The organism is Proteiniclasticum sp. (genome assembly GCF_032054185.1).
Lineage (GTDB): Bacteria > Bacillota > Clostridia > Clostridiales > Clostridiaceae > Proteiniclasticum.
On the sequence record NZ_DAMBTF010000005.1, the window covers coordinates 62,578 to 88,519 of the forward strand.

The 25,942-nt window shown below is 41.1% G+C and carries 25 protein-coding genes and 1 other annotated feature; of the genes, 8 read left to right on the forward strand and 17 right to left on the reverse strand.

What is annotated here, in order from left to right; all coding sequences use genetic code 11:
- Nucleotides 1-337: 337 nt before the first annotated feature.
- Nucleotides 338-895 (forward strand): CYTH domain-containing protein, encoded by a 558-nt coding sequence (locus RTX25_RS04040; RefSeq protein WP_312650802.1) that lies wholly within the window; start codon nt 338-340, stop codon nt 893-895.
- Between the two features lie 46 nt (nt 896-941).
- Nucleotides 942-1,135 (forward strand) — a binding site (T-box leader).
- Between the two features lie 38 nt (nt 1,136-1,173).
- Nucleotides 1,174-3,612 carry a leucine--tRNA ligase gene (gene leuS, locus RTX25_RS04045; RefSeq protein WP_312650803.1) on the forward strand — a complete coding sequence of 813 codons (2,439 nt, stop codon included), beginning with the start codon at nt 1,174-1,176 and terminating at the stop codon, nt 3,610-3,612.
- 100 nt (nt 3,613-3,712) lie between these two features.
- Here the strand turns inward: leuS and RTX25_RS04050 are convergent, their stop codons facing one another.
- Together RTX25_RS04050 and RTX25_RS04055 are read right to left on the reverse strand one after the other, a co-directional pair.
- Entirely contained in the window at nt 3,713-4,237 is a 525-nt protein-coding gene (locus RTX25_RS04050; RefSeq protein WP_312650804.1) for a type 1 glutamine amidotransferase domain-containing protein, read from the reverse strand.
- A gap of 108 nt (nt 4,238-4,345) precedes the next feature.
- Nucleotides 4,346-4,789: a hypothetical protein gene (locus tag RTX25_RS04055; RefSeq protein WP_312650805.1), complete on the reverse strand. Its 444-nt coding sequence runs from the start codon at nt 4,787-4,789 to the stop codon at nt 4,346-4,348.
- 365 nt (nt 4,790-5,154) lie between these two features.
- Here RTX25_RS04055 and RTX25_RS04060 point away from each other — a divergent pair, with 365 nt between their 5' ends.
- The 3 genes from RTX25_RS04060 to RTX25_RS04070 all read left to right on the forward strand — a co-directional run bounded on the left by RTX25_RS04060 (nt 5,155) and on the right by RTX25_RS04070 (nt 6,463).
- Nucleotides 5,155-5,556 carry a hypothetical protein gene (locus RTX25_RS04060; protein WP_312650806.1) on the forward strand — a complete coding sequence of 134 codons (402 nt, stop codon included), beginning with the start codon at nt 5,155-5,157 and terminating at the stop codon, nt 5,554-5,556.
- 191 nt (nt 5,557-5,747) lie between these two features.
- A complete protein-coding gene (locus RTX25_RS04065; RefSeq protein WP_312650807.1) occupies nt 5,748-6,098 on the forward strand; it encodes a HesB-like protein in 351 nt (116 codons plus the stop codon).
- 26 nt (nt 6,099-6,124) lie between these two features.
- Nucleotides 6,125-6,463 (forward strand): HesB-like protein, encoded by a 339-nt coding sequence (locus tag RTX25_RS04070; RefSeq protein ID WP_312650808.1) that lies wholly within the window; start codon nt 6,125-6,127, stop codon nt 6,461-6,463.
- Nucleotides 6,464-6,565: 102 nt separating this feature from the next.
- On the opposite strand, the gene RTX25_RS04075 is transcribed toward RTX25_RS04070, so the two are convergent.
- From RTX25_RS04075 to RTX25_RS04105, 7 genes are all read right to left on the reverse strand, one after another.
- On the reverse strand, nt 6,566-7,927 hold the full coding sequence (locus tag RTX25_RS04075; RefSeq protein ID WP_312650809.1) for a VWA-like domain-containing protein: 1,362 nt from the start codon (nt 7,925-7,927) through the stop codon (nt 6,566-6,568).
- Nucleotides 7,914-8,990: an AAA family ATPase gene (locus RTX25_RS04080; RefSeq protein ID WP_312650810.1), complete on the reverse strand. Its 1,077-nt coding sequence runs from the start codon at nt 8,988-8,990 to the stop codon at nt 7,914-7,916. The genes RTX25_RS04075 and RTX25_RS04080 overlap by 14 nt, the downstream gene beginning before the upstream one ends.
- Nucleotides 8,991-9,002: 12 nt before the next feature.
- Nucleotides 9,003-9,716, reverse strand: coding sequence for a hypothetical protein (locus RTX25_RS04085; RefSeq protein ID WP_312650811.1), 714 nt, complete (start codon nt 9,714-9,716; stop codon nt 9,003-9,005).
- A gap of 137 nt (nt 9,717-9,853) precedes the next feature.
- Nucleotides 9,854-10,642, reverse strand: a complete 789-nt coding sequence (locus RTX25_RS04090) for a GTP pyrophosphokinase family protein (RefSeq protein ID WP_312650812.1) — start codon at nt 10,640-10,642, stop codon at nt 9,854-9,856.
- A gap of 108 nt (nt 10,643-10,750) precedes the next feature.
- Nucleotides 10,751-11,524, reverse strand: coding sequence for an SDR family oxidoreductase (locus RTX25_RS04095; RefSeq protein ID WP_312650813.1), 774 nt, complete (start codon nt 11,522-11,524; stop codon nt 10,751-10,753).
- A 68-nt stretch (nt 11,525-11,592) separates the two neighbouring features.
- Nucleotides 11,593-13,428: an ABC transporter ATP-binding protein gene (locus tag RTX25_RS04100; protein ID WP_312650814.1), complete on the reverse strand. Its 1,836-nt coding sequence runs from the start codon at nt 13,426-13,428 to the stop codon at nt 11,593-11,595.
- Complete coding sequence (locus tag RTX25_RS04105) at nt 13,418-13,879, reverse strand: MarR family transcriptional regulator (RefSeq protein ID WP_312650815.1); 462 nt, start codon at nt 13,877-13,879, stop codon at nt 13,418-13,420. The genes RTX25_RS04100 and RTX25_RS04105 overlap by 11 nt, the downstream gene beginning before the upstream one ends.
- A 195-nt stretch (nt 13,880-14,074) precedes the next feature.
- On the opposite strand from RTX25_RS04105, the gene RTX25_RS04110 reads away from it, so the two are divergent.
- Nucleotides 14,075-14,653 (forward strand): immunoglobulin-like domain-containing protein, encoded by a 579-nt coding sequence (locus RTX25_RS04110; protein WP_312650816.1) that lies wholly within the window; start codon nt 14,075-14,077, stop codon nt 14,651-14,653.
- Between the two features lie 551 nt (nt 14,654-15,204).
- Here RTX25_RS04110 and RTX25_RS04115 read toward each other — a convergent pair.
- From RTX25_RS04115 to RTX25_RS04150, 8 genes are all read right to left on the reverse strand, one after another.
- Nucleotides 15,205-17,463 (reverse strand): S8 family peptidase, encoded by a 2,259-nt coding sequence (locus RTX25_RS04115; RefSeq protein ID WP_312650817.1) that lies wholly within the window; start codon nt 17,461-17,463, stop codon nt 15,205-15,207.
- Nucleotides 17,456-18,523, reverse strand: a complete 1,068-nt coding sequence (locus tag RTX25_RS04120) for an ATP-binding protein (RefSeq protein WP_312650818.1) — start codon at nt 18,521-18,523, stop codon at nt 17,456-17,458. Before RTX25_RS04120 ends, RTX25_RS04115 begins: the two co-directional genes overlap by 8 nt.
- Before the next feature lie 437 nt (nt 18,524-18,960).
- Nucleotides 18,961-19,170 carry a hypothetical protein gene (locus RTX25_RS04125; protein WP_312650819.1) on the reverse strand — a complete coding sequence of 70 codons (210 nt, stop codon included), beginning with the start codon at nt 19,168-19,170 and terminating at the stop codon, nt 18,961-18,963.
- Between the two features lie 167 nt (nt 19,171-19,337).
- The gene (gene tkt / locus RTX25_RS04130; protein ID WP_312650820.1) at nt 19,338-21,338 is read right to left on the reverse strand and encodes a transketolase; all 2,001 of its coding nucleotides are present in this window, start codon (nt 21,336-21,338) and stop codon (nt 19,338-19,340) included.
- An 84-nt stretch (nt 21,339-21,422) separates the two neighbouring features.
- Entirely contained in the window at nt 21,423-22,112 is a 690-nt protein-coding gene (locus tag RTX25_RS04135; protein WP_312650821.1) for a metallophosphoesterase, read from the reverse strand.
- Nucleotides 22,112-23,332 (reverse strand): tyrosine--tRNA ligase, encoded by a 1,221-nt coding sequence (gene tyrS / locus RTX25_RS04140; RefSeq protein WP_312650822.1) that lies wholly within the window; start codon nt 23,330-23,332, stop codon nt 22,112-22,114. Before tyrS ends, RTX25_RS04135 begins: the two co-directional genes overlap by 1 nt.
- A gap of 153 nt (nt 23,333-23,485) precedes the next feature.
- Nucleotides 23,486-23,719, reverse strand: a complete 234-nt coding sequence (locus RTX25_RS04145) for a hypothetical protein (RefSeq protein ID WP_312650823.1) — start codon at nt 23,717-23,719, stop codon at nt 23,486-23,488.
- A 68-nt stretch (nt 23,720-23,787) separates the two neighbouring features.
- On the reverse strand, nt 23,788-24,204 hold the full coding sequence (locus tag RTX25_RS04150) for an ATP-binding protein (protein WP_312650824.1): 417 nt from the start codon (nt 24,202-24,204) through the stop codon (nt 23,788-23,790).
- Between the two features lie 345 nt (nt 24,205-24,549).
- On the opposite strand from RTX25_RS04150, the gene RTX25_RS04155 reads away from it, so the two are divergent.
- Together RTX25_RS04155 and trpS are read left to right on the forward strand one after the other, a co-directional pair.
- Nucleotides 24,550-24,711 carry a zinc-ribbon domain-containing protein gene (locus RTX25_RS04155; RefSeq protein WP_312650825.1) on the forward strand — a complete coding sequence of 54 codons (162 nt, stop codon included), beginning with the start codon at nt 24,550-24,552 and terminating at the stop codon, nt 24,709-24,711.
- A 146-nt stretch (nt 24,712-24,857) separates the two neighbouring features.
- Entirely contained in the window at nt 24,858-25,877 is a 1,020-nt protein-coding gene (trpS, locus tag RTX25_RS04160; protein ID WP_312650826.1) for a tryptophan--tRNA ligase, read from the forward strand.
- Nucleotides 25,878-25,942 lie beyond the last annotated feature (65 nt).

Below are 25,942 nucleotides of genomic sequence, written 5' to 3' on the forward strand. Positions count from 1 at the left end.
TGGGCGATTCTTTACAACCGGTACATTGCTGTACCTCTTAAAGGAATAAATGTATAATTACTGTATCAGGATTTCTTTTTCCTGCTACAACTGCATTTTAGACTTGCTTATGTAAACAGTCAAGGCTGTTTACATAAGTTTATGACATCACTTTATGAAACTGTTTCAATAAATCGGATCTGTTATGGAAAAGGTAAACATTTTGCCTGTTTTTTTCAGTTTCATACTGTCCCTTTTCAGCTTTCAACCTTTAAATCAGAATCACATTAACTGTTGGGACATCAGATATGTAATGATTTCATAAATTCCGGCCTCGAGCCGTATAAAGGAGAAGAAAATGGAACTAGAAGTTAAGATACTGGACATCGATATCCCTAAAGTCAGAGAAACCATGAGACAGAATGGAGGCGTTCTTGTAAAGAATGAGATGCAGGAAAACTACATCCACGACTTTCCAGACAGACGCCTGTTAAGCGTCAAGGGCTATGCACGAATCCGAAGTGTAAAAGATATCTCCACTGGAAAAGAAACGGTATTCATGACCACAAAAAGACTGATTTCAAGAGAGGTCTTTAAAAAAATGGAAGAATATGAAACCATCATTGAAGACAAGGAAACCGGACTTGGTATATTTCAGGCTTTAGGACTTGAACTCATTGAGAACATCCGTAAGTCCAGAGAAAGCTACCAGTATAAAAACACCTTAGTGGAGATCGATGTGAACGATCCGAGCTTCGTTCCCTTCCCCTACCTTGAAGTGGAAAGCCACAGTGAGGAGGAGCTTAAGGAAGTGGTGGAGCTCCTTGGTTATACCATGGAAGATACCTCCGCTTTAAGCATATATGAAATTCTTGCTTCCCGCGGGATAAAGCCGGAAAGTCCGGAAGGCCTTTAAAACATCCTGGTTGACTTTTCATCTATCGATGGCTTATAATTTCGTTATATGTGCGAGGAACAGAAATAGTAGAAGGCCCACCATTTTAGAGAGTCCCTGTCTGGTGTAAGGGGATATGGAAAACCTTTGAACTCGTCTGGGAGCACTGGCCTAATCCGCCACGGTTTGAACCGTTATATTCAGCCAAAGTGAAGCGAAAGCTTAATTAGAGTGGTACCACGGATAATCTTCGTCTCTTAGTATAGAGACGAAGATTTTTTATTTTAAGGAGGAAGATTATGGCAATTTATGGAAAACACACCGACGAAAAATGGCAGAAGATCTGGGAAGATTCCGGTGTCTTCAAATTCAAGGAGAACAAAGATAAGGAAAAACTCTATGTTCTGGAGATGTTCTCCTACCCTTCAGGCAGCAAACTCCACGCCGGTCACTGGTTCAATTACGGGCCAACCGACTCTTGGGCAAGAATGAAGAAGATGCAGGGATATAATGTCTTTCAGCCAATGGGCTTTGATGCTTTCGGCCTTCCTGCAGAGAACTATGCGATCAAGACAGGAATCCATCCCATGGATTCCACATTGAAGAATATCGAAACCATGGAAGTTCAGCTTAAAGCCATGGGCGCCATGTTCAACTGGGATCATGAAGTGGTCACCTGCGCACCTGACTACTACAAATGGACACAGTGGCTGTTCGTTCAGCTGTACAAGAATGATCTTGCCTACAGAAAAAAGGCACCCGTAAACTGGTGTCCAAGCTGTAATACCGTCCTTGCCAATGAGCAGGTTCTCGATGGTGCATGCGAAAGATGCGGAACACCTGTCATCAAGAAAGACCTTACACAGTGGTTCTTCAACATCACAAAATATGCCGATGAGCTTCTTGACGATCTTCAGGATCTGGACTGGCCGGAAAAGACAAAGGCTATGCAGAAGCACTGGATCGGACGCTCCTACGGATCATCAGTAAAATTTGAAGTGGACAAGAAGGACCTTTCCTTTGAGGTCTTCACCACAAGAGTAGATACTCTTTTCGGCGCTTCCTATGTGGTGTTTGCTCCTGAGAACGACATGGTGGGTGAACTGACCACAGAAGAACATAAAGAAGAAGTGGAAGCTTACATTGAAGCCGCAAAAATGCAGAGCGACATCGACAGGCAGTCCCTCTCCCGTGAGAAAACCGGAGTCTTTACAGGTTCCTATGCGATTAATCCCATAAACGGAAGAGTCATTCCCATCTGGGTCGGTGACTATGTCCTGAACACTTATGGAACTGGAATCGTCATGGCTGTTCCAGCCCATGATGAAAGAGATTTCGAATTTGCAAAGAAATATGATCTGCCCATAGAAAGAGTCATCGAAGGCGGAAAGGAACTGCCCTATACAGAGATCGGTAAAATGGTAAACTCCGGAGACTTTGACGGCCTGTCCGGAGACGAAGCCAAAGAAAAGGTTACTGCATGGCTTGAAGAAAGAAACAGCGGAGCGCTCAAAGTCAATTACAGACTTCGTGACTGGCTGGTTTCACGACAGAGATACTGGGGTGCTCCGATTCCGATCATCTACTGTGATCAATGCGGTGAGGTTGTTGTGGAAGAAAAGGATCTTCCGGTGGAACTTCCTTATGATGTGGAATTTGCACCAGACGGTAAGAGTCCACTTGCAAAGAGCGAAAGCTTCCTCAACACCACCTGTCCAAAATGTGGAGGGCATGCCCATCGTGAAGTCGACACTCTGGATACCTTTGTCTGCTCATCCTGGTATTATCTGAGATACGTTGACAATCTGAATGCCGATGAGCCTTTCAATAAGGAAAAGATCGATAAGATGCTGCCTGTGGATAAATATGTGGGTGGTCCTGAACATGCTGTCATGCACCTTCTCTATGCAAGATTCATCACTAAAGCGCTTAGAGACATGGGTTATCTTTCATTTGACGAGCCTTTTAAGTCACTTACTCACCAGGGCCTCATTCTTGGACCTGACGGACAGAAAATGAGCAAGTCCAAAGGAAACACCATTTCTCCGGATGAATACATCACTCAATATGGTTCCGATGTGTTCAGAATGTATCTCATGTTCGGATTCTCCTATTCCGACGGGGGTGCCTGGTCTGACGAAGGAATCCGATCGGTTTCTAAATTTGTGGACAGAGTGGAAAGAAACTTCCATAACATAAAGGACATCCTGCAGAGTTCAGACAATACAGACGAACTTCGTCCAGAAGACAAAGAACTTCTCTACTGGAATGCGAACACCATCAAGGGTGTCACTGAAGATGCCGAAAAAATGCAGTTCAATACAGCCATTGCTAGAATGATGGAGATGACCAATGCACTGATCAGATATATTCCGCTGAAGCAGCACAACCACAAGACCCTGGCAAAGATCAATTCAGACTTCATCCGAGTCCTGGCACCATTCGCTCCGCATTTCGCGGAAGAAATCTGGCACATGTTCGGAAACGAGACTTCTGTATTTGATGAGCCATGGCCGGTCTTTGATGAATCAGCTCTGATCAAGGATGAGGTGGAAATCGTCATTCAGATCAACGGCAAGATCAAAGAAAGAATAATGATTCCGACTTCCGCATCTGATGATGAAATCAAGGAAATGGCAGTGGCCAATGATACCATCCAGAAAGAAACTGAGGGTAAAACTGTAGTCAAGGTCATTGTAATCAAAGGAAGACTGGTCAATATCGTAGTCAAAGGTTAAGCTCTTATAAGGAGATCCTCACCATATGGGGATCTCCTTTTTCTTCGCTCATCTTTTCATCCAGCATAAAGGAGCTGACTTTCATCAGCTCCCTTATTTTCTATTTATTCTTTTCCTTGAATTTCTTCACTTCATCGATGAACGCAGTTGCATAGGCATGCAGATCACCAGGCGCTCTTGAGGAGATGATGTTTTCAGAAACGACAACTTCCTCATCCACCCAGGTAAGACCGGCTCCTTCAAGATCAGCACGGATCTTTTTGGTGCTTGTTCCAGTCTTGCCCTTCAGAATTCCGGCTGTAACCGGAACCCATCCAGCATGACAGATCATACCGATCGGTTTTCCCTGATCATTGAACTCCTTAGTCAGTCTGATGCAGCCCTCTTCGACTCTCAGAATATCAGGAGCATATCCTCCTGGAATCAGAAGACCGTCATAGTCCTCAGCTTTCACTTCATCATAGGTTTTATTCGCTTTTGCTTTAAGCCCGTATTTTCCGGTGTAGGTCTTCTCCTTGTCGATGGCTACGACATCGACTTCCCATCCTTCTTCCTTAAGTCTGATGAGCGGATACCAGAGTTCAAGATCTTCATAGATATCTGCAACAAATGATAATATTTTCATTTTCAGTTCCTCCTAGTTTTTATCCTATGGTTCTATTTTACCCCAAATAACTTTCAGTATAAGCGTTAAGTTCCAATGTTAATCAATAAGTAACAAATTCCATAACCTTCAAAGAGCATCCACCGTATGATTCTTGTAGAATCTGTCGATGTAGTCCATCACTTTAAGTTCCAGATAGGTATTTTCACCATAGGAATTCAGCAGACAGTCTGCATAGTTCTTCTTCAGAAATGCCTGAATAATCTCTGTTGTTTCATCCTCACGGATACTGATGACGAGAATGTCATTTCTCCTCAGAAAAAGTGCAATCCGGTGCAGAATGAAGTCTATTGTACCGGGCGAAACATGAACACTGAATTCTGTAATCATGAATCTCGAGGTGCTGCATTTTAACTTGATGTCCCCACGATTGGTAAGAAAAGTCACAAAAAGAAGATCATCCTCTATGATATCCACCAGTGAAGAACCCAGCTCAGCCTTCAACCGATTGCTTATGGGCAGAAATATCACTCTCAGCAGTTCTTCCTTTTCATGAAATTTGCCCCTGTTCACAAACTCACCCCTTTTGTTTACAAAATGTTTCTAACTTTTAATTGAGAATGACTTTCAATTTTACGCAATCTATGATAATATAAGTTCATAACACACACAACATATTTCGAAATACGACCGTAAGTGTATTTCATATTTCCCCCTTTTATACGATTATGTATATTGTGTAGACCCTTGAGTTTCCCCGACTCAAGGGTTTTCCCCTTTGTAGGGTGAACAGATTTCAAAACATTCTTTCAATTCCATTGTACACCAAAGAAAACCTTAATCAACATGTATTCGGTCAGCCTTTCAGGATGGCTTGACATCAGGTTATAAGATTACTTATAATCTCTATATCACGCAAAGATGAAGAGGAATAAAATATGATTTTTAGTGGAGATCTGGATCCTACCCTCAAAGAAGTAACAGATATGCTTTACTGGTATTCTTTTACCTCTAGAGATGCCCTCTCGAATTTCGAAGCCGGTAAACATTGTGTTGCCGTTAAAATAGGCCATACCGTCAGAAAGGCATGTCTGAGAGAATACAGGCTTCATACCAGAAAGAGAACAAGGCTGAAGTATTACGACTCAGAACTGTTTCTGGCTTATGCAAGAGCCATTGAGGATATACGAAAGGCAGCACCCATTTTTCTGACAAAAAGAAACATCAATATTTTTGCCGAAAAGACGCTTGAAACATCAGTCTTTTTCATGAACATGCTGGACACCCATTTCAGCCCTGATGATACTGACGATGAAACCGAAGACTCAACGGCAATCTGATCAACGGATATAAGTGACATTTTCTTTCCCAGATAACTTCAGTATATTTTAATCTGACCACTATAAAATGAGATTATGGATATCTCCCATTTCTTAAAGAAATCAAATAGATTTGAAGATTTGACCATGATGTTATATAATAAAGAAGGAAATCAGAGTATATTGATAAGAATTAAAAGGAGTTGTATACATTGAATAATACATTAGTAAACATGATAGACATTTCCGATGCAGGATATCAGGAATTCTTTGACCTGCTGGAGGCAAACGAAATCGAACCTAAGATCGTAAGACTGGCGCTTGCCGGATTCGGCTGCAGTGGTCCAAGATTCGGACTTATGGTGGATGATCCTACAGACAGCGACGTAGTTGAAATCGTAAAGGACATCACATTTATCGTAGCTAAGGATCTTTATGATGAATATCAGGGATTTGTCATCCTCTCAGATGAAGAAAACTATGGTGGCGGAATGTCACTTAGACCTAAGAAGATCGATGAAGCTGCCGGCTGTTCAACCTGTGCTACAGGATGTGCCGTCTAATATTTAAAACAGAAGGAGAGCGTTAAATGGAAACACTAAGCAAGGAACTGCTCACCATGAGTGATGTCGCTTATGAAGAGTTTTTAAACTTTCTCAGATCAAACAATGTTGAAAAGAACAACATCAGAATAAGCCTTGCAGGTTATGCCTGCAGCGGTCCAAGATTCGGACTCATGGTAGATGAGAAGAAAGATGGAGACATGGAAATTGCCATAAAGGATTTGACCTTTTATGTTGAATCAGAGCTTTACAATGAGTTTGAAGGTTTCCAGATACTCTCAACAGAGGAAAACATGGGACAGGGTATGGTTTTAAGACCCAATAAGGTTACAGAATCAGATTGCGGTTCATGCAGCAGCTGCTGATAAAAGATATATAGATATAGAAAATGGTGCAGAGAGTAAGCTCTCCGCACCATTTTTTTTGCTGTAAATTCCCTTCACGTTCAGATTAAATCTTAAAAGGGTTCACCTCGCCCAGTCATGAAGTAATGCCCTCATGACCTCTATGCCATATGAGGCATTTCCTGGATCCTTCTTTGATGATTTCAGATACACCACCTCACCCATGGGGTCTTTAAGAGATATTCTGTCTCCTTTCACCACCCATACTGTCTTATGGTGACTGGGGCGAACCTCGATGCGGTCCTCACCGAGTCCGTCAGTAAAGTAGATGAGCAGAGTGCTGCGCAGATTCTCTTCTTTAAGATGCCTGAAAACCGGTGTGAACTTGGTTCCCCCTCTTCTTTTAAGAAGAGGCTTGATGTCATTCAAAGTTCTGATTTTATAATCACGTCTCACTTCATTGTCACATTCCAGAATCCTGATAGACTCGCTGTAAAGTTGACTAAGTGAAAGAACCTCTTTAAGAAAATCATTCATCGAAGCGTCATCAATACTTCCTGAAATATCGATGGCCACGGTGATGTCAGGTATATGATTTCTCAGTTCTCCTCTAAGGTCCAGCCGATCAGGCTGTCTTCTGCTCATACGTGTTACCGTCTTCTTCCTGCCCTTAGGCAGTGTCTTAAGGGCTTTCCTGATAACATCGGTCCAGGAGACTTCCCCTTTGATGTTGTCTTTGACGATGCGCAGAACCTCATCCGGAATTCCGTTTCTTGAAGCCATCTGAAGAGTGGATCTCAGTTTGTCTTTGACTTCATCACTGTCTTCGTCTTCCGATTCCACCCACCGGTCATGAACTTCCTCATAATTGAATTCACCGGACTCTTTCAGACCTTCAGCTTCTTTAGGATGCTCAAGAATCGCATTATGGATAGCCTCAGTATAGAATTCCAGGGTTTCTCCGGTCTTCAGATTGATGTCGAAGCGCATATTGACCGTATTGATTCTTTCCGTATATTTAGGGAGATGATTGATGTACTGATTTACGGAAATATCCATAGCCAGATTAATGGCGAGTTTTCTATACTTGTTTTTCAGCGCCTTTTCTCTTGCATGGTGCTTCAGCAGGATATGCAGAATCTCATGCTTGATGAGTGCGATGGCCTCCTTCTCCTCAAGAAACAGAAAGCTGATGGGATTGAACAGAAAGAGGATTTTATTGCCTTTAAGCACACTGGCTGTCGGAAACGCCTGGTTCAGATCGATCTCTCTCAAGGTATCCCCCAGAAAAAGCGCATAATAATCCTCCCCTCCATTAAGCATTCTGAAAGATATCTCGTTGATGTAATCAAAGAAATCCCTGTTGAATCCTTTTCGGAGGAATCCTTTCTCCAGATACTCTGTGATGTCAAAGAGCAGCTCTCTTCTTTTCACCATCAGACGATCTTTTTCACTGAATTCCTTATTGAAATTAAGATCTGCCATAACAATCAAAAAACCCCTCTATAAAAGTATCAGAGTTCAGAAGCAGAGGATACACATCAGGATAGTCGCTTTTCAGCTCCTTCATGACAGATATTCTTAAGTCCTTGGGCATGAGGTTGATCACTTCTGAGAATCTGTCCGCATTCTTATCGCTCATTCTGTCTCTTAGCCTGATGATCATGTTTTTAGCGAGGATATATAGCCTTGAGTGACTAGCCTGGCTCACTTCGTCTCTGACAAACTGTCCGATGACTTCCATTTCGTAAAGATCATCCGGTGAAATCAGAGGATTTCTGTTATCTTCAAGAAAGGCCATGAATTCCTGAGCGAGTTTTGTACCCACATTTCCTTTGACGACATTGTAAAGAGTCTTGTCTTCGTATTTTCTCTTCTCGAAAATCTTCATTGCACTGGATACTCTCTCCCAGCTCCTTGGTGTCGCCTGAATGTATTCATCATCGCTTCTGTAGCTGAGATACTCTCTGAAGTTCGAGATGAACTGCAGCACCTGCTCATGGATATTTCCTTCTTCCATTCCCCATCTGATCCATTCCTTTGGATCGGAATCCATGTTGAACCAGATGAAGCGGTCCTCCTGTGCCGGATCCATATCCACCACCTGATAATCGGTTTCTCTGTAAGAGTCCATCTTGTTCGTAGGATTCATGGCGGCAGCCACAAGAACCCGGTCTGACAGCTTATAGCCGTTGATTTCCCTGTTCAGTATGAGGTTCATGAGTTCCTGCTGGACACTATGGTCGCATCTGTTGATTTCATCAATGAAGAGCATGACTTTTCCGGGATTATTCTGCAGCCAGGTGTCAATCTCCATGAGTTTATGATGGGTCGCATAGAAGGTCTTTCCGCTGACAACCATTGGAAGTCCGCCGATTTCTCCTTCTTTGAGAAGATTCGCATCGATATTCACGAGATAAAGGTCGTTTTTCTTTGAAAATTCTTTGATCAGCGATGTCTTTCCTATGCCGCTTTCTCCAATGATGAGCGGTACTGCTCGGCTGAGCAGGGAAAGCTCTACAGCTTCCAGTGTTTCCTTATAATTCATTGTTCCTATCTCCTATCTGCCGAGCACATAATCAATGAGCTTCTGCTTTGTGCTTCTTGATCCATGGTCTCTGATGTAATTCACTTTGTTGATGTCAAGAATCTGAAGCTCCATAAAGTCTCTGATATAATCCGGAGCAACATCATCCCTTCCAAGCTTTTCTTCCAGCACCTCATAGAGCATCTCGATATTCAGAGAATCATAGATGTACTTCACGATTCTGATGTTTGCAAGAAGGTAGCTCTTCAGTTCCTCCTCAGTGTAATCTCCTACATAGGTGATGGCCTGTTCGCTCTTTGAGATGGCCAGAACCTTCGCCTCTCTGCAGGGTTTCTTGACATATTTAAGGGCACTCCAGAAGCTGTTTACCGCTTCCAGCTGTACCTCGCATGAAGGTTCTCTGATGTACTGTATGGCATCGAAGTCTCTTCTTACGGCTTCTTTCTGAAGTTCGAGCTCAGGATCTCTGATATACTGAATCGCCCATCCCTTATTTTTCACCGCGGCAAGTTTCACCTCATAAGGTGCATCCTCTATGAAGCGAAGAGCGTTCCACCCTCCATTAACCGCTGTGATCATCACAGATAACGGCGGGTTTTTGATGTACTGAATCGAAGGAGGCGTCTTCTTTACTGCTTCCATCATCACATCAAAGGACGGATGAATGATATGCCTGATTTCATTGCCGTTTTTTCTGACCAGCGAAAGTTCCTTGTCTTGTTCCATTATTTCTCCCATCTTCTCTCAGACTAAAAGTCATTTTCTCGTATTTTATATTACCTATTATACTATTTAATTTGATGCACTTAAAGTATAAAATGGACAGCCGGAAGTTTTATACTCCTGCTGCCCATTAATATTAATTATCTGAAACGGTTGATCTCCTTCTTCACCATCTGATGAAGCTGATTGAGATCGGAAACATCTCCATACTCGATGAGCTTGTTCAGCTGACTCTGGAATCTTGAAGCTTCCTGCATCTTCCCGAGAGACATGAGATAGAGGATATCATTCATTATTGCCGACACCAGTGCAGATTTCACTTCAAAAAGCTTCTGAGCGTCTTTGATTTCATCCTTGATTTCCAGCATGGTCTCATCCAGCTGATAGGCTGACTCTGCCGCTTCCTTCAGCTTGCTTTTGATATGAGGCGGAATACTCTGCTTGTACTTGTAGTTCAGGCTGTGCTCTGTTACGGCCCAGAAATTCATGGCAAGGGTTCTGATCTGAATTTCTGCTATGGTATCCACGACTCCTCCTGCCATATTGACAGGGTACTGAATGATCATATGGTAGCTTCTATATCCGCTGGCTTTTACATTTGTGATATAGTCCTTCTCATAAAGGATCTTCATGTCGTTTCTCCTTCTTAAGATATTGACCACAGTTTCGATATCGTCAACAAACTGGCACATGATTCTTATTCCAGCAATATCTTCAAGTTCCAGGGCAAGACGGTCATGAGGAATCTCAAATTTGTTCGCTTTCTCAAGCATAGATGAAATTTCTTTGACTCTGCCCGTGATGAACTCTATGGGAGAATAATCATTTTTTCTGCGATATTCAGTTCTTATTGCCCTGAGCTTGACTTTGAGTTCTTCAACTGCCTGCTCATAAGGAATCATAAAAGTTTTCCAGTCTTTATTCGCCATCTCTTAGTGCACCTCTCACATACAAAGAATCTGTCTTCCCTGTAAACATCACTTCTGCTTTCAGGAAGCATCTCTTCTATTGCTATTATACCAAATTAATCACTTCAGTTATTCTTTTTGTGACAATATGGCCGCTTTTCTTATGAGGGAACGCGGAAAAATTTTCGTGAGGACCGGTACAGCTTTTTCAAATATTCCCGGAACAACAACAGCTTTACCTCTCCACAGTCCGATGTACCCTATGTCTGCAACTTTTTTCGCTTCCATGAGAAAGGCTTTTGCTGAATCTGTCTTCTTCATCTGTGCTCTTTCCTGAAACCCGGTCTTTACCGGCCCCGGACAGAGCGCACTGACTTTAACGCCTTCTTTTCTCATCTCCTCATGCATGGCTTCAGACAGACTGAGCACATAAGCTTTTGATGCGTAGTAGTTCGCCATGACAGGTCCTGGCATAAAGGCTGCAAGAGACGCCACATTCATGACGTATCCGAAGTGTCTTTCAACCATACCCGGTACGAACAGCTTGTTCATCTGAAGAAGCGAGAGAACATTAAGCTTCACAAGGTCCTTCTCCGTTTCAAGGTCGGTGTCTTTCAGGCGACCGAATGTTCCGAAGCCGGCATTGTTGATGAGAAAATCCACACGGATCTTTCTCTCCTGCAGCTCTTCGTAGATCTCCTTAGGCGCTTCTTCCTCTGTCAGGTCCCTGGTTATTGTGACTACCTTGATTTTGTAGTCTTTTTCCACCTTCTCCTTAATCTCCAGAAGCTTCTCTTCTGTTCTTGCCACCAGAACCAGATTGATGTGGTCCCTGGCAAAGTTCAGTGCAAGTTCAAGTCCTATCCCTGATGTGGCTCCAGTGATCAGTGCATATCCTTCCATAAAAAACCTCCTTATTCACACTCTAAATTATACGCCAACAATTACGCATTAAACCACAAAAATATATTCTATATTGCTTCTTCGAGATCTTTCAGGCTTTCGAACTGAATATCATACAGGCTTTTATAAATCCCACCTAAGTGAAGAAGACTTTCATGGGATCCTCTTTCTCTGATTTCCCCGCTTTCCATGACAAGGATCTCATCCGCTTCATAGATGGTGGATAGCCTGTGAGCGATGACAAGACTTGCACTTTTTTTCAGAAGTGGCTTAATGGCTTCCTGAATGAGTTTTTCAGACAGGGTGTCCAGGGATGATGTGGCCTCGTCAAATATGATGATGGCTGGTTTTCGAAGAATGATCCTTGCGATGGAGATTCTCTGCTTCTGACCTCCTGACAACTTCATTCCACGATTGCCCACCATGGTTTCATACCCTTTAGGCAGGCTTTCGATAAAGTCATGGATGTTTGCCTCTCTGCAGGCATCCATGATTTCCTCCATATCTGCTTCTTCTCTTGCATAGAGAAGGTTCTCCCTGATGGTGCCGTGAAAAAGGTAGGTATCCTGGGAAACAACACCGATATTGCTTCTGAGATAGCTTAGCTTAAGGTCTCTTATGTCGTGACCGTCAAGTGTGATGGCGCCCTCTGTCACGTCATAAAGCCTTGGAATAAGGTTTGAAACCGTCGACTTACCAGCACCGGAAGGCCCAACAATGGCTACGGTTTTCCCCATACTAAGATCAAAACTGAGCTGGTTCAGAATAGGCTGGTTTTCTTCGTAATGGAACGATACCGCCTTAAAACTGAGCTGACCAAGACATTTCTCGGGCTCCAGTGCATCTTCTCTTTCGGCCACCTCCACAGGGATATCGAAGTACTCGAATATCCTTGAGAAAATCGCCATGGAACGAATGAGATCCACCTGGATATTGAAGAGCGAATTGATCGGTCCATATATCCTGCCTAAAAGTGCCACCATGACCGTGATGTCTCCGATGGACAGGCTGCTTCTGCCATATTTAATGATGAGAATCCCACCAAAAAGGTAGATGAGCATGGGTCCCATGCTCGTGAATACAGCCATGACGACTCTGAACCATCTGCCGGCCATACTTTCCCTGATGTTGAGCTTGACCATCTTCTTGTTGGCCGCATCATATTTATTGAACTCAAATTCTTCTTTCACAAACAGTTTGGATAGTGCCTGCCCGCTTACACTTAAAGTTTCATTGAGAATCTGGCTGATTTCGTCACTGTGCTTTCTTGATTCCATGGTGAGGCTCCACCTGACTTTACCTGCTTTTTTGGTGGGCAGGATGAAGAGTGGAACAATGACCATACCCACAACAGCGAGGACCGGATCTTTCGAAAACATCGTGATCAGAGCAATCGTCAGAGTGACGATATTTTTTATGATATTCGAAAAGGTTCCGGTGATGACGCTCTGCACACCTGAAATGTCGCTGGTCATTCGGGTCAAGATGTCTCCCTGCTTCGTGCCTGTAAAAAACCTCTGGGACAGCTTCTGAAGATGTTTATACATTCTGCTTCTCATATCGCTTGTAATGTTCTCGGCAATAAGGACATTAAGGTAACTTTCAAGGACGCCAATCAGATTGGAGATGATGAGAACCAGAAGAGAGATCAGAAGCAGCATAACGAGGCGGTTAAGATCCCCCTTAAGGAGCCCCTCATCAATGATCTTTCCTGTGATGATTGTAGGGAGTATGCCAAAAAGTGATGAAACAGCAATTGCGGCAAGGCTCAGTATCAGATACCCTCTATAGGGCATAAGATAGCTGAAGACTCTCTTCAGAAAAGTGACGGATATTTTCGGAGTGTCCTTCTTTTCTTCCTCCGTCAGATATCCTCTATTTCCTCTCATTCCGTTATAGGGCATCAACATCTTCCTTTCTTATACTTTCCATGGCGTTTACAAGCTTTTGACTGATCTGGCAGAACATCTTCTGCTCCTCTTCACTGAGCACTTCAGTGATCAGTTTCCTGTCCTCTTCTCTCATGGCTCGAGTTTCTTTTAAAATGGCTTCACCGCGTGGCATAATGGTCACTTTGATTCTTCTAAGGTCCCCTTCGTCTGTGTCTCTTCTTACAATCCCTTCCTCTTCCAGTTTCCTGATCCGTTCGCTAAGTGACGCTGGTCTGATCTCCAGATGCTCTGCAAGCGCCTTCGGTGAAATACCCGGATTTATCGAAAGAACGGCAAGAAGTCTCATCATTCCTCGTGAAGCACCGCCTTCAAGTCTTTCTCTTCTCTTCATGGTTCTGACAAGCCTCATGGCACTGCCCAGTACATCATATTCACTGTTTATCCTGCTTTTTTCCATCATCATTCATTACTCCTTTTAGTTAGGTACCTAACTTAATCTCTCTTTATTATATTAGGTACCTAAGTAAAAGTCAAATCTATCGCTTTATCAGTATCTATAGCAAGCTTAATATTCAATATACTGTTTTTTTTGTTACTATTTTTAGTAACAAAAAGTATATAATATTATTACAAAGTATGTATATCAAGGAGGAAATCCATGAAGAAACGCTCTGTTCTTGTCTGTATCGCTGTCCTTGCCCTTACAGTATCCTGCAGCGAAAAGACTGCACCGGAAAACATCGAAACGCCTAATTCTGAACCCGTTGCATCTGAACCAAAGTCCGAATCTCCATCTCCTGATAAAGAACCAGACAGTTCACTCCCTGCTCTTGACCAGGTATGGTACGGCGAGGGCTTTGTGATCCTGGAGGATAAAATCAATCTCATAGAAGATGTTTCTCTTATTATAGAGAATGAGATCAATCCTGAGAGCTACCTCATTAGAAATGAGACTGAGGAGGTCATCTGGTTTGGTGCAAACGACAGAATTGAGCTTAAGACTGCGGAAGGCTGGAAAAAGATTCAGGCTATGGCCGAGGCTCCTGCTATAGGCTACATGCTGGAACCGGGTAATGAGGAAAAACTCTGGATCAGAAGAGACAACATGATCGATATGATTGAAGGCACTTATCGTGTGATTATGGAATTTAATCTCACGGAAACGGACATCACAGGAAAAGACGTTCCGGGAAAAGATGCGTATTATGTCAGCTCAGAATTTGAAATCCAAGACTGATAAAACCTCTGACATCTGCTGAACAATAACTCTTTAATTATAGAAAGCGGCTGGCTTCAATAAGAAGCAGCCACTTTCCCTTTGTCGTATATCTCTTTGCATCCATGCTGCACCTGATGGATTGGACATGAGCACATGGATTGACCCTAAATTCGCGCGCTAAAACCAACTGATACTGTTCCCTGATTTTCCTCATCATTATAATTCGCCGCCACTTAAATGAGTCTGCGAGAAAGCCTGCCCATAGTCTTGTACTTGAAATCCCTAATAGCGGAATCCGATTCTTTTACAATCTTTTCCACTTCCATCTCCTCTTCCAGCATTTCAAATATATAGTCAGCTACAACTTGAGAGCATCTGTCACAATTTTGAAGTCTTTTAGATTCTTTACTTCCATTTCAACTTCTACATTGTAGATATTCTCTACTTTGTTGAAAAGTAGCACAACCGTCTGAACGTACCTTGAGTATACAAAAAAGATGTCAATCATGCGCAATGATCCCTCATATGAAAGTACTTTCTAAACGCATATCTTTTATATGTCTATTCTACTACTCAAACTCAATATCTTCATTTACTTTTTCATTAATATTAATTCTCATTTGAATATCAAGCTTATTTACTAGCCATCCATTTAAAGTACAATTTTTGATAAATTCATCAATTCTGTTAATACCGTTGATTTCTTTCAAGGTAACAATAACACCAAAACGAATACCCATTCCGTCTTTAGGATCTAATCTATTGTTTGTTTTAATTTCCATTCCCCAATTTTTATTGTTGTATGATTTTTTTGGACTCATTCTTTCTTTGGGTATTTCTACGACATATTTTACATTGTCCCATTTTCTAAATCTGTGCCTTGCTTCACCTTCTAGAAGATAATTTTTTTCAGCATAAAGTACTTCATCTTGATTCTGCTTATCGTTGTTAATTTCGTTCATTTTTCCATCGTCTTTAATTCTACCAAAGTGAAGGTTAAGTTCTGTATTAGTGTAATCAACACCTTGTGTTCTATTACATATAGGAAAATAACACATAGTCGCTCTTGCTATATAAGGGTATTTATCATCTTTAAGTGGAATCGGAAAATGATAATTATAAGTATTCCATTTTTCACTTACATCTGAAACTAAAAACTTAATCTCATCATCATTTGATTGAACAATATCACCTATCTTAATAGGTACTACACCGTGTCCATAAAGAGCAACCTCCTCCGGCGTTGGATTTTCACTCCAATTCCTAGCTGCATCAATAATCATAGCTTTGGCAATCTCCCTGTTTAGACCTAAAACATCAATTAAATAGGATAACTTACGAGCAATCCAAGGAGCTGCAAAAGAAGTTCCTGCAACATTTGCCGCTCCTAAAGGTTCACATACCTTAATATATTGCTCCTCACTTCCACCATAGTAACTGACATCTGGTTTCGCAAAAAAAGATAAGGCTAATCCTTTTCTAGCATACTTTGTTGATAAACCTTTCTTAGTCACCGCATTAACCACCATACTGTTTATTGAATCAGCAGGTGAACCTATTTTTACAATATCGTTATTAGGTTTATTAGTTCCAGCCACTACAAAAATTATATCATTGTCATACTGAATCTGATCTAATATCGCAGCTTCAGCAGAAATAAAATTATCATTAACTTCTTGATTGCTACCAAGCGAAATATTCCATACTTTAATATCTCTATTATTAGAAATAATTTCTTTAATTTGTTTTGTAATTGTAAAAGAGGAATATTTAGAGCCCACTGCTACCCCAAAATGTCGCACTTTAAATCTACCACACCCATCATCTAGCCATGGATTCAGCCTTGCACCATCTACAATAAGAGAAGATACAGCAGTACCATGACGATAATCATCTGTACTTTTAGGAATACTATCATCAACCATATCATAATATTCCACCCATTCGTTAAAATAGACGCGCCTATCAAACAAGGTATCAATTACACCAATAGTTGGTTCAATGTTAGGAGATGGTATGTATAACGTGCTCTGCTGATATTCATCAATAAAATCCTCAGGAGATAATTCTGCTAAGTCCACAGTTGCCATTGAAACAAGATAAGGAGCTTTATCAAATAAGAGCTCTATTTGATTTTCATCCAAAAAAACTGTCTGATTATCTAATATTCTACTCGTTAAGATATCAATTCCAATGCTTTTAAATAACTTTTTTGCATCTGTACGAGTATCATATATGCTTACAATACTTTGTTTCATCTGCCATTTTGCAATATCTATCTCAAAATCGTCAATGTAAGAAACATCAGCAACTACTTGCTTAAACACAGACTTACTTATCGGGAGATCATGAAATTGTACGGTTCCCTTAATCTTCTTTTTCTCATTGCCAAAAACCCTCTCATTATCAAAAGTTTTCTTATCGATACTACCTTTGAATTTTAAGTTTAAAACTTGGCTGGTTTTAGAAAGTAAATCAATACTTTTCTCTAAATCTAGTAAATCTAAAAAATAAGTAATAATATGTTTGTCCTTTTCTTCATTGAACTTAGCTCCAACAATCGCAGAATTTGAATCAATTCCTCTAAATAGTCCAGAAATACGGTTGCTTTTAGCAACGATTTTATTGTAGTGGACGCTAATTAAGATGCCTTCAAAAGGCTTTTTTTCTAACTTCCAAAACTCTGTGATCTGGCTTATTCTAGCTTGCAACTTAATTAATTGCTCACTCGTTACTACTATTTTACTATTCATGCCAGCTCCGCCGCCGTTACCACCTTTTGAAGCTTGGATAAATCGCTTACCTTTTAATTCTAGTACATTATTCATCAGCATTTTCCTCCTTACTCAACTTCCTAGATATGGTGCTCTTGGATTCGTCCTTAAGTTTTTCTATTTCTCTCACTGTAAAACCCTGTATACGGAGTTGTTCAAGATCAGTTTGATCAAGATTACTAACTAAATTATTATAAAGCCTTCTTAAGTAATCATGCTCAATATTTGCATCACTGAATGCCAAAGATGTTTTTATTATATTTTTTAATTCTCCAGGATAAGGCAGTTTATCACTTGTATTCAATATCTTTTTAAAAAGTCTTGTATCCTTTGAAATGCCTTTAAAATTCTTAATAAAAGATGTGAAGTAATACTCCGCGACCTCAATCAAGTCTTCTTTACTATATCGGTTAAAATTAATTACAGCATCGAAACGCCTTGTTAGTGCTTTATCAAAATTTGAGTATAAATTCGTTGTTGCAATAATTACTATTTCTTTATTTAAATCAGTTAACCTATCGAGTTCTCGCAAAATAGCCGAAGTAACTCGACCCATTTCACGTACATCATTACGATTAACCCTATCCAATGCAATCACATCTATTTCATCAAATAAGACAACAACTTTATTTGAATTTGGAATCATATTTATTTCTGAAAACACACGTGCAATATTCTTATTGGTTTGTCCTAATTTACTATCAATTAAGTTATCAAAGTCTACGTAATATATTGTCCTATCAAGTAATCGAGCTACATGTTTAGCTGCCTCAGTTTTCCCACTCCCCGGGAAACCTTCAAATAAAAATTTGTTTATTCCTATATTGTGGTTGACCGCATTAATAACCCCTTTTATATCATCTGATATATCTATGGGTAAATTCAGTGGTGCCACTGCTCTGATATCAAGTTGCTTCAAAAATTCACTTTCAAAATCACTAGCCTGTGGAGTATACAAATTTGATTCAGCAATCAGACTCATAATGTATTCCGCTAGCTGATAGTCTCCAATACTATCAAAGTATCTTGCTATGCTTATGGATTCATTTCTAAAAGCATTTTCATTTCTTTCAACATGGTATTTTATAAGGTTTAAAACATTTTGCTTTTTCATATTATGGTACCTCCATTTCTGTTTTCATTATACAGTATAATGGGACAAATACATATATTTTTGGGACAAATAATCCATATCAATGAGTTTTGTACTTAATTTGCATTTTAAAATTATCGTCTAAGTTTATATGATAATCTTCTTGATTATTATAGAAAGAAAAAGTCGTGAGGGTATTTCAACTCACGACCTTTCAAATTTGTATTTTTCTTTACTATTTATCCGATGGAACAGAACAACCGTCTCCACATTTGTTTTGGCAACAAGGAGGTACTAATATTAAATGTATATATGTGTATGAATGGTTCTTTTGGAATATTCGCTAATGATTTTGTCGCTATATAGGGACACTAGTCTCTTTACCAGTCAACACAAGCACTTCTTATATTCTGATCAGCAGACTTTCAAAACGAATTGTTATCAAAACAAATCAGAAGTTAGGCTTCATTTTTAGCTTCATTTTTAGCTTCAGTTTTATCTCCAATCATAAGGTTTAAATACAACCAGGTGGAATTGAGGATAATATTTCCGATTACCGGTCCCATGATGAGATAGTTAATAAAATCGCCATAATCATAAAAGGTATAACCGAACCAGAGCATCATGTAGATCATGACGTTGAATTTGATGTTTTCTCTTTTGAACATTATGGAGTCCCCTTTCAGTGGGAAGCCTTGCAGCTTCATCCACATTTGTAGCACGCTAAACATACATTAAACATATCATAAATTAATCGTGAACTCTACCATAATATCCACAAAACAAAAAAGGTATTGGGTAAGTCTGACTTACCCAATACCTTAATATATCTATCTTATTCGTTTATAAGCTCTTTGACCAGCTTCACCACATTAGGTACGCTGAATCCGAACTTCTCCATAACAACTTCTCCAGGAGCGGATGCACCGAAAGTATCGATTCCGAGAATCTTTCCTTCGTCTCCTACGTACCTTTCCCAACCAAGCGGATTAGCCATTTCAATAGCCAGTCTCTTCTTGACTGCGGGATTGATTACGCTCTGCTTGTATGTCTTGTCCTGCTTCTCGAAAAGATCCCATGAAGGCATGGAGATGACAGCAACGTCGATTCCTTCTTTCTTCAGTTCCTGCTGAGCTTCATAAGCCAGAGGTACTTCAGAACCTGTTGCAATCAGCAGCGCATCACTTACTTCCTTTTCAGAAGGTGATACGATATAAGCTCCTCTCTTTACTCCTGCTACAGCCTGCTCAGCTGTTGTAGGAAGTGTTGTGAGATCCTGTCTGGATAATGCGAGAACTGTAGGTACATTTTCCGATTCCAGTGCAATCTTCCATGCGGCATAGGTTTCATTTCCGTCTGCTGGTCTGATCACAGACAGATTAGGCATCGCTCTTAGTGATGGCAGATGCTCGATCGGCTCATGTGTTGGACCGTCTTCACCTACTGCAACGCTATCATGTGTGAATACATAAGTGACAGGTAGTCCCATAAGTGCTGAAAGCCTGATGGCAGGTCTTACATAATCTGAGAATACAAAGAATGTTCCTCCGAATACCTTTAGTCCGCCGTGCAGGTGCAGTCCGTTCATCATGGCACCCATGGCAAATTCTCTTACACCGAACCAGATGTTTCTTCCTTCAGGGTTAGCTGCGGAATAGTCCAGTGCTCCGGTGATGGAAGTCTTGTTTGAACCGGCAAGGTCGGCAGATCCGCCAAACAGCGATGGAAGCTTCTTTGCGAAGAAGTTGATCGCCTGACCTGATGCATTTCTTGTGGCCACTCCCTTACCTGCTTCATAAACAGGCATATCCTTTGTCAGATCTTCTGGCAGCTTTCCTTCAATGGCATCAAGAAGCTCGCCGGCAAGTTCAGGATATTTTTCTTTGTAGTCGGCAAACAACTTGTCCCATGACTCGTTTTCCTTCACACCGTTAGCTTCGATGTGATTTCTGAATGTCTCATAAGCTTCTTCAGGAACAGTGAACGCTTCATGATTATACTTGAAGTATTCCTTTGTGACCTTTACACCCTCTGCACCAAGCGGAGCACCATGAGCCTTGGATGTTCCTGCTGAAGGAGATCCGATTCCGATGATGGACTTAATTTCGATGATTGTAGGCTTATCTTCCACTCTCTTTGCTTCCTTGATGGCCGCATCAACCGCTTCAAGATCGTTGGCATCTTCCACTCTCAGGTAGTGCCATCCATAAGCTTCATATCTTTCCTTTACACTTTCCGAGAAGGACTTGTCCAGATCTCCATCCAGGGAAATGTCATTTGAATCATAAAGCATGATGAGTCTGCCGAGCTTAAGATGTCCGGCATATGAGGATGCTTCTCCTGAAACACCTTCCATGAGGTCTCCATCTCCGCATAGTGCGAAGGTGTAGTGGTTTACGACATTGAAGCCTTCTCTGTTGTACTTAGCACCCAGATGGCTTTCTGCCACTGCCATACCGACAGCCATGGCAACACCCTGTCCGAGTGGTCCTGTTGTGGCTTCTACGCCTACAGTATGACCGTACTCAGGATGTCCTGGTGTCTTTGATCCCCACTGTCTGAAGTTCTTGATCTCTTCCATCTCAAGACCGTAGCCTGACATATGAAGAAGTGAATAAAGAAGAGCCGAACCGTGGCCTGCTGAAAGCACAAATCTGTCACGGTTGAACCATGTAGGGTTCTTCGGGTTATGCATCATGTTTTTCGCCCAAAGAACGTAAGCAAATGGTGCAGCACCAAGGGGCAGACCAGGATGTCCTGAATTTGCCTGCTCCACTGCATCGATGGACAATGCTCTGATGGTATTGATGGTAAGGGCGTCATTACTGTTGTACATTGTTTACCTCCAAAATTTAGTGATCACCTTTTGACAGAAACATTCTTCGGTGATGCAATATAAAGACTGAAATATGCTGCTTGTCTATTCGAGTATGGTAATCAGGTCAAAATTGATATAATCACAGGAAGTCAGGAGATACTCCACTCCCTTTCTATACCCTGTCATCACTCTCTGAAGTGACTTGCCGTGAAGGTGACCATAAATGACCTTCTCCACGTTGTACTCCTCAAAAATATCCGTAAATACAGAATCCTTAAAAGTTTCATTCACCGGCGGATAATGGATCATTACAATGATTTTATCATAACCGGCTTTCTTTGCCTGGTCCAGAGACATTTTCAGTCTCATGATCTCTCTGTTGTAGATTTTCTCATCTTCTTCCTTGAAGAGCGCGCTTCCAGGCAGTACCCATCCTCTCGTTCCGCAGATGGCATAATCTTCATATGTAAAGAAATTATTCTGGATAAAATCCATATTATCATACATACTGTTGAGTTTTTTGATGCTGCCCCACCAGTAGTCATGATTTCCCTTGATGAGAATCTTTCTTCCAGGAAGATTCGCTACAAAATCCAGTTCCTCTTTTCCTGAAGCCATATTCATGGACCAGGAAAGATCTCCTGCAAGAAGCACCGTATCCTCTTCTTTGACTTTTTTCAGCCAGTTTTCTCTGATTCTCTCATCATGATCTTTCCAGTCCTCAGAGAATATATCCATCGGCTTATCCCCGCTGAGAGAAAGATGAAGATCTGATATCGCATAAAGTGCCATTAATCTGTAATCAGGATTCTGTAGATCTTTTTCTTTCCTTTTTTCACAAGGAGATAGTTGTCTTTAAAATCCTCTTCCTTAATCTTATGGCTGGTGTCGGTGATTTTTGCATCATCGATGCTCACACCACCCTGCTCCATGTTTCTTCTTCCTTCAGCTTTGGATGGGAATACTCCGCCTTCAAGGAGAATCTCAAGGAGACTCTTTTCAAGATCAGCTCTTACGATTTCGACCGTTGGGACATTAGACAGGTCAGTACCGCCGCCAAACAGTGCTTCAGCCGCACTTCTCGCTTTATCTGCCTCATCTTCGCCATGGACAAGTTTTGTCACTTCATAAGCAAGAAGTTTCTTGGATTCGTTGATATTCTCCCCTTCAAGGGATTCTATTCTTTCGATTTCATCAATATCCACGAATGTGAGCAGCTTCAGACACTTCACAACATCTTTGTCATCCACGTTTCTCCAGTACTGATAGAAATCATATACCGGAGTCTTTTCTGCATCAAGCCAGAGCGCACCGTTAACGGTCTTGCCCATCTTCTGACCTTCTGAGTTGGTCAGAAGCGTGCAGGTCATAGCATAGGCTGTCTTTCTTTCTTTTCTTCTTACAAGGTCAATCCCTGCAAGCATATTGGACCACTGATCATCTCCGCCCAGCTGCATGGTACAGCTGTGGTTCTGATTGAGGTAGAGGAAGTCATATCCCTGCATCAGCATATAGTTGAATTCGAGAAATGACAGACCTTTCTCCAGTCTCTGCTTTATGCTTTCGGCACGAAGCATGTTGTTTACGGAAAAATGAATTCCGATATCTCTTAAAAAGTCCACGTAATTGAGATTAAGAAGCCAGTCGGCATTATTGACCATCAGTGCTTTGTTGTCACTAAAATCAATGAAACTCTCCATCTGCTTTTTGATCTTCGAAATATTATGATCAATGTCTTCTTTTGTCAGCATGGACCTCATATCTGTCTTTCCTGAAGGATCGCCGATCATGGCTGTACCTCCGCCTACTAGAGCAATGGGTACATGTCCCGCTTTCTGCATATGTGCCATAAACATCATGGCGATAAAATGCCCTACATGCAGACTGTCAGCTGTAGGATCGAATCCGATATAGAAGGTGACTTTTTCCGTTTCCAGCGCCTTCTTGATTTCTTCCTCATGGGTAAGCTGCTTGATATATCCTCTTCTGGTTAGTTCGTCAAATACACTCATTTTTTCACTCCTGACGTTTGTTTACTACATCTTAGTATACCTAATTTCCTCTGATTTGTGAAACAGAAAATCCCATGACATTTTAAACTTCAAAGAAAACCAGAGATGAAGGACATTCAAACTTATGAATGTTCTTCATCTCTGATGCATTTCTTACCTGATATACTTTCTGATCCGGTCAAAGTCCCTTCTATGGACATACACCGAATAGATTTTGGAAAACATCGCATGGTGTTCTTCATCTCTGTTTCGTCCGGCTCTGCTTCTGGAATCCCTGATCTTTACCTTATAACTGATATCATGGGCTCGAAGGACATTCCGGATTTCATTGAATTTCTGAACAGAAACACCCTGATAAACCTCTTTCCTATTCCAAATTAAAATCATCCGTTTCCCCCCTTTTTCCCATTCAGATGAGACGAAACAAAAGCTCCAGCAGGAGCTTCTAAAAAAGGTCAGCTAAGGACCTTGTACTTTTCTAATTCAGATATTGCCAGTTCGCCTTCATCATGCATAGCAATATAAAGATTGATTTCGTGGTTCTCTGAGAATTCCTGAAGCTTTTCAAAAATCTTCTCGGAGCTTTCACTTTTCTTATCCATTCCATTAAATAGTCCATCTACAAATATCGTAGTCACATCATAATTTGTTGAAATAATCCCGCAAAGGAAACCATAAATTGACCTGTAGTCTGTGAGTGCATATTCATCAGCATCGATGAATCGAATGTCTCTGTCCAGTTCATGGATTGCACGAGAATCGTCATCTACAAAAACAACATTGCCTTTGGTTGTTTTGACCTGTTCATTAGCAAGAGATACCATTTTTTTGCTTTTACCGGATCCTCTCTTGCCATAAATTACCTGTATCATGTCAATCACTCCCTTGATATTTTTGGCTTGAAAACCTTTTAACTATGATTCAATTATATAATTATCCGAAAATTTAGTCAAACCCAAAGAGCCGCTTTTTTGGCGGATAAGAAATATAATTTCCGATATGAGGTAATGTTCATAACCTAAAACCCTTTTCTGTTATTAAATTCATAACATGTTCATGAAGTATGTGGATTTTTTCACTTTAGAATGTTCCCTTTGTGGGAATAATCTGATATAATAAAATTGCCGAAAGGTAATAATATTTAGACACAGTAATTTCTTAGTTATCCAGGCCTTAGCCTCAGAATCTAATTAAGTACTGTTGCTAAGGAGGAAAAAATGGAAGACAAGAAAATCATATGCAGAGACTGCGGAAACGAATTCACATTCACAGTTGGTGAACAGGAATTCTACAAAGAAAAAGGATTTGAAAATGAGCCAGTAAGATGTCCTGATTGCAGAAGAGCAAGAAAGAACGAAAAACTTAATCAGAGAAGATAATCCTAGAAAGGTAGTTACATTGTAGCTACCTTTTTTCATGAGAAAAGGCTATAATAATGGTTATAACATCCGGCCCCGCATGGAACAGGCGAATCGGATAAGATCATAGAGATCAAACTATAATTTGAGACATGGAGGAAAAGCTTGTGGAAGAGAAGAAAAAAATTGTATTCAGTGCGATAAAGCCCTCAGGAGACATCACCTTGGGAAATTATTTAGGTGCGATCAAAAACTGGATCGGATTGCAGGATGAGTACGAATGCTATTACTGCATAGCCGACCTGCATGCGATCACCGTTAAACAGGTACCTGCCCAGCTGAGAAAAAGAGTACTGGAGATTCTGGCGATCTATATCGCATCAGGTCTTGATTACAGAAAAAGCACTCTTTTTGTACAGTCACATGTGCCTGCACATTCGGAAGCGTCATGGATTCTCACCTGCTCGGCCAATATGGGTGAGCTCTCAAGGATGACACAATATAAGGACAAAACATCAAAACTGAAGGAGAACTCCTCCATATCAGCAGGACTCTTCAACTACCCTGTACTGATGGCGGCGGATATCCTGATCTATCAGGCAGATTTTGTACCGGTCGGTGTAGATCAGAAGCAGCATGTCGAGCTCTCAAGAGATATCGCTCAGAGATTCAATTCAGCTTACTCGGAGACATTTGTCCTGCCGGATTCAAAGATTTCTGAAAGTGCAGCGAAGATCATGGACCTTACCGATCCGTCAAAAAAGATGTCAAAATCCGATGATAATGAAAACTCCTATATCCTGGTTCTGGATCCGCCTGATGTCATCAGAAGAAAAATCAGCAGAGCGGTGACTGATTCAGTCGGTGTCGTCAATTATACTGATGATCAGCCCGGCGTGAAGAACCTCATCAACATCGTCTGTGCCATAAAGGGAATCAGACCCGAAGAAGTCGTAGCATCCTTTGAAGGCCGAGGCTACAAAGAATTCAAGGAATATGTGGCTGAAGTGATTGTAGAAGAGCTTGAACCGATTCAGAAAAAAGCCAATGAGCTTCTTACGGACAAGACACAGCTTGAAGAAATCTACACAGAAGGTGCAATGAAAGCAAACCGTATTGCACTGAAGACCTTAAGAAAGATGCAGAAGAAAGTCGGTCTTCTTCCAGCAGTTCTGAAGTACTTATAACTGAAAAGTCAGCATATCAGAACAGGCAGGCGCTTAAAAACGCCTGCCTGTTCTGATATGTTCGG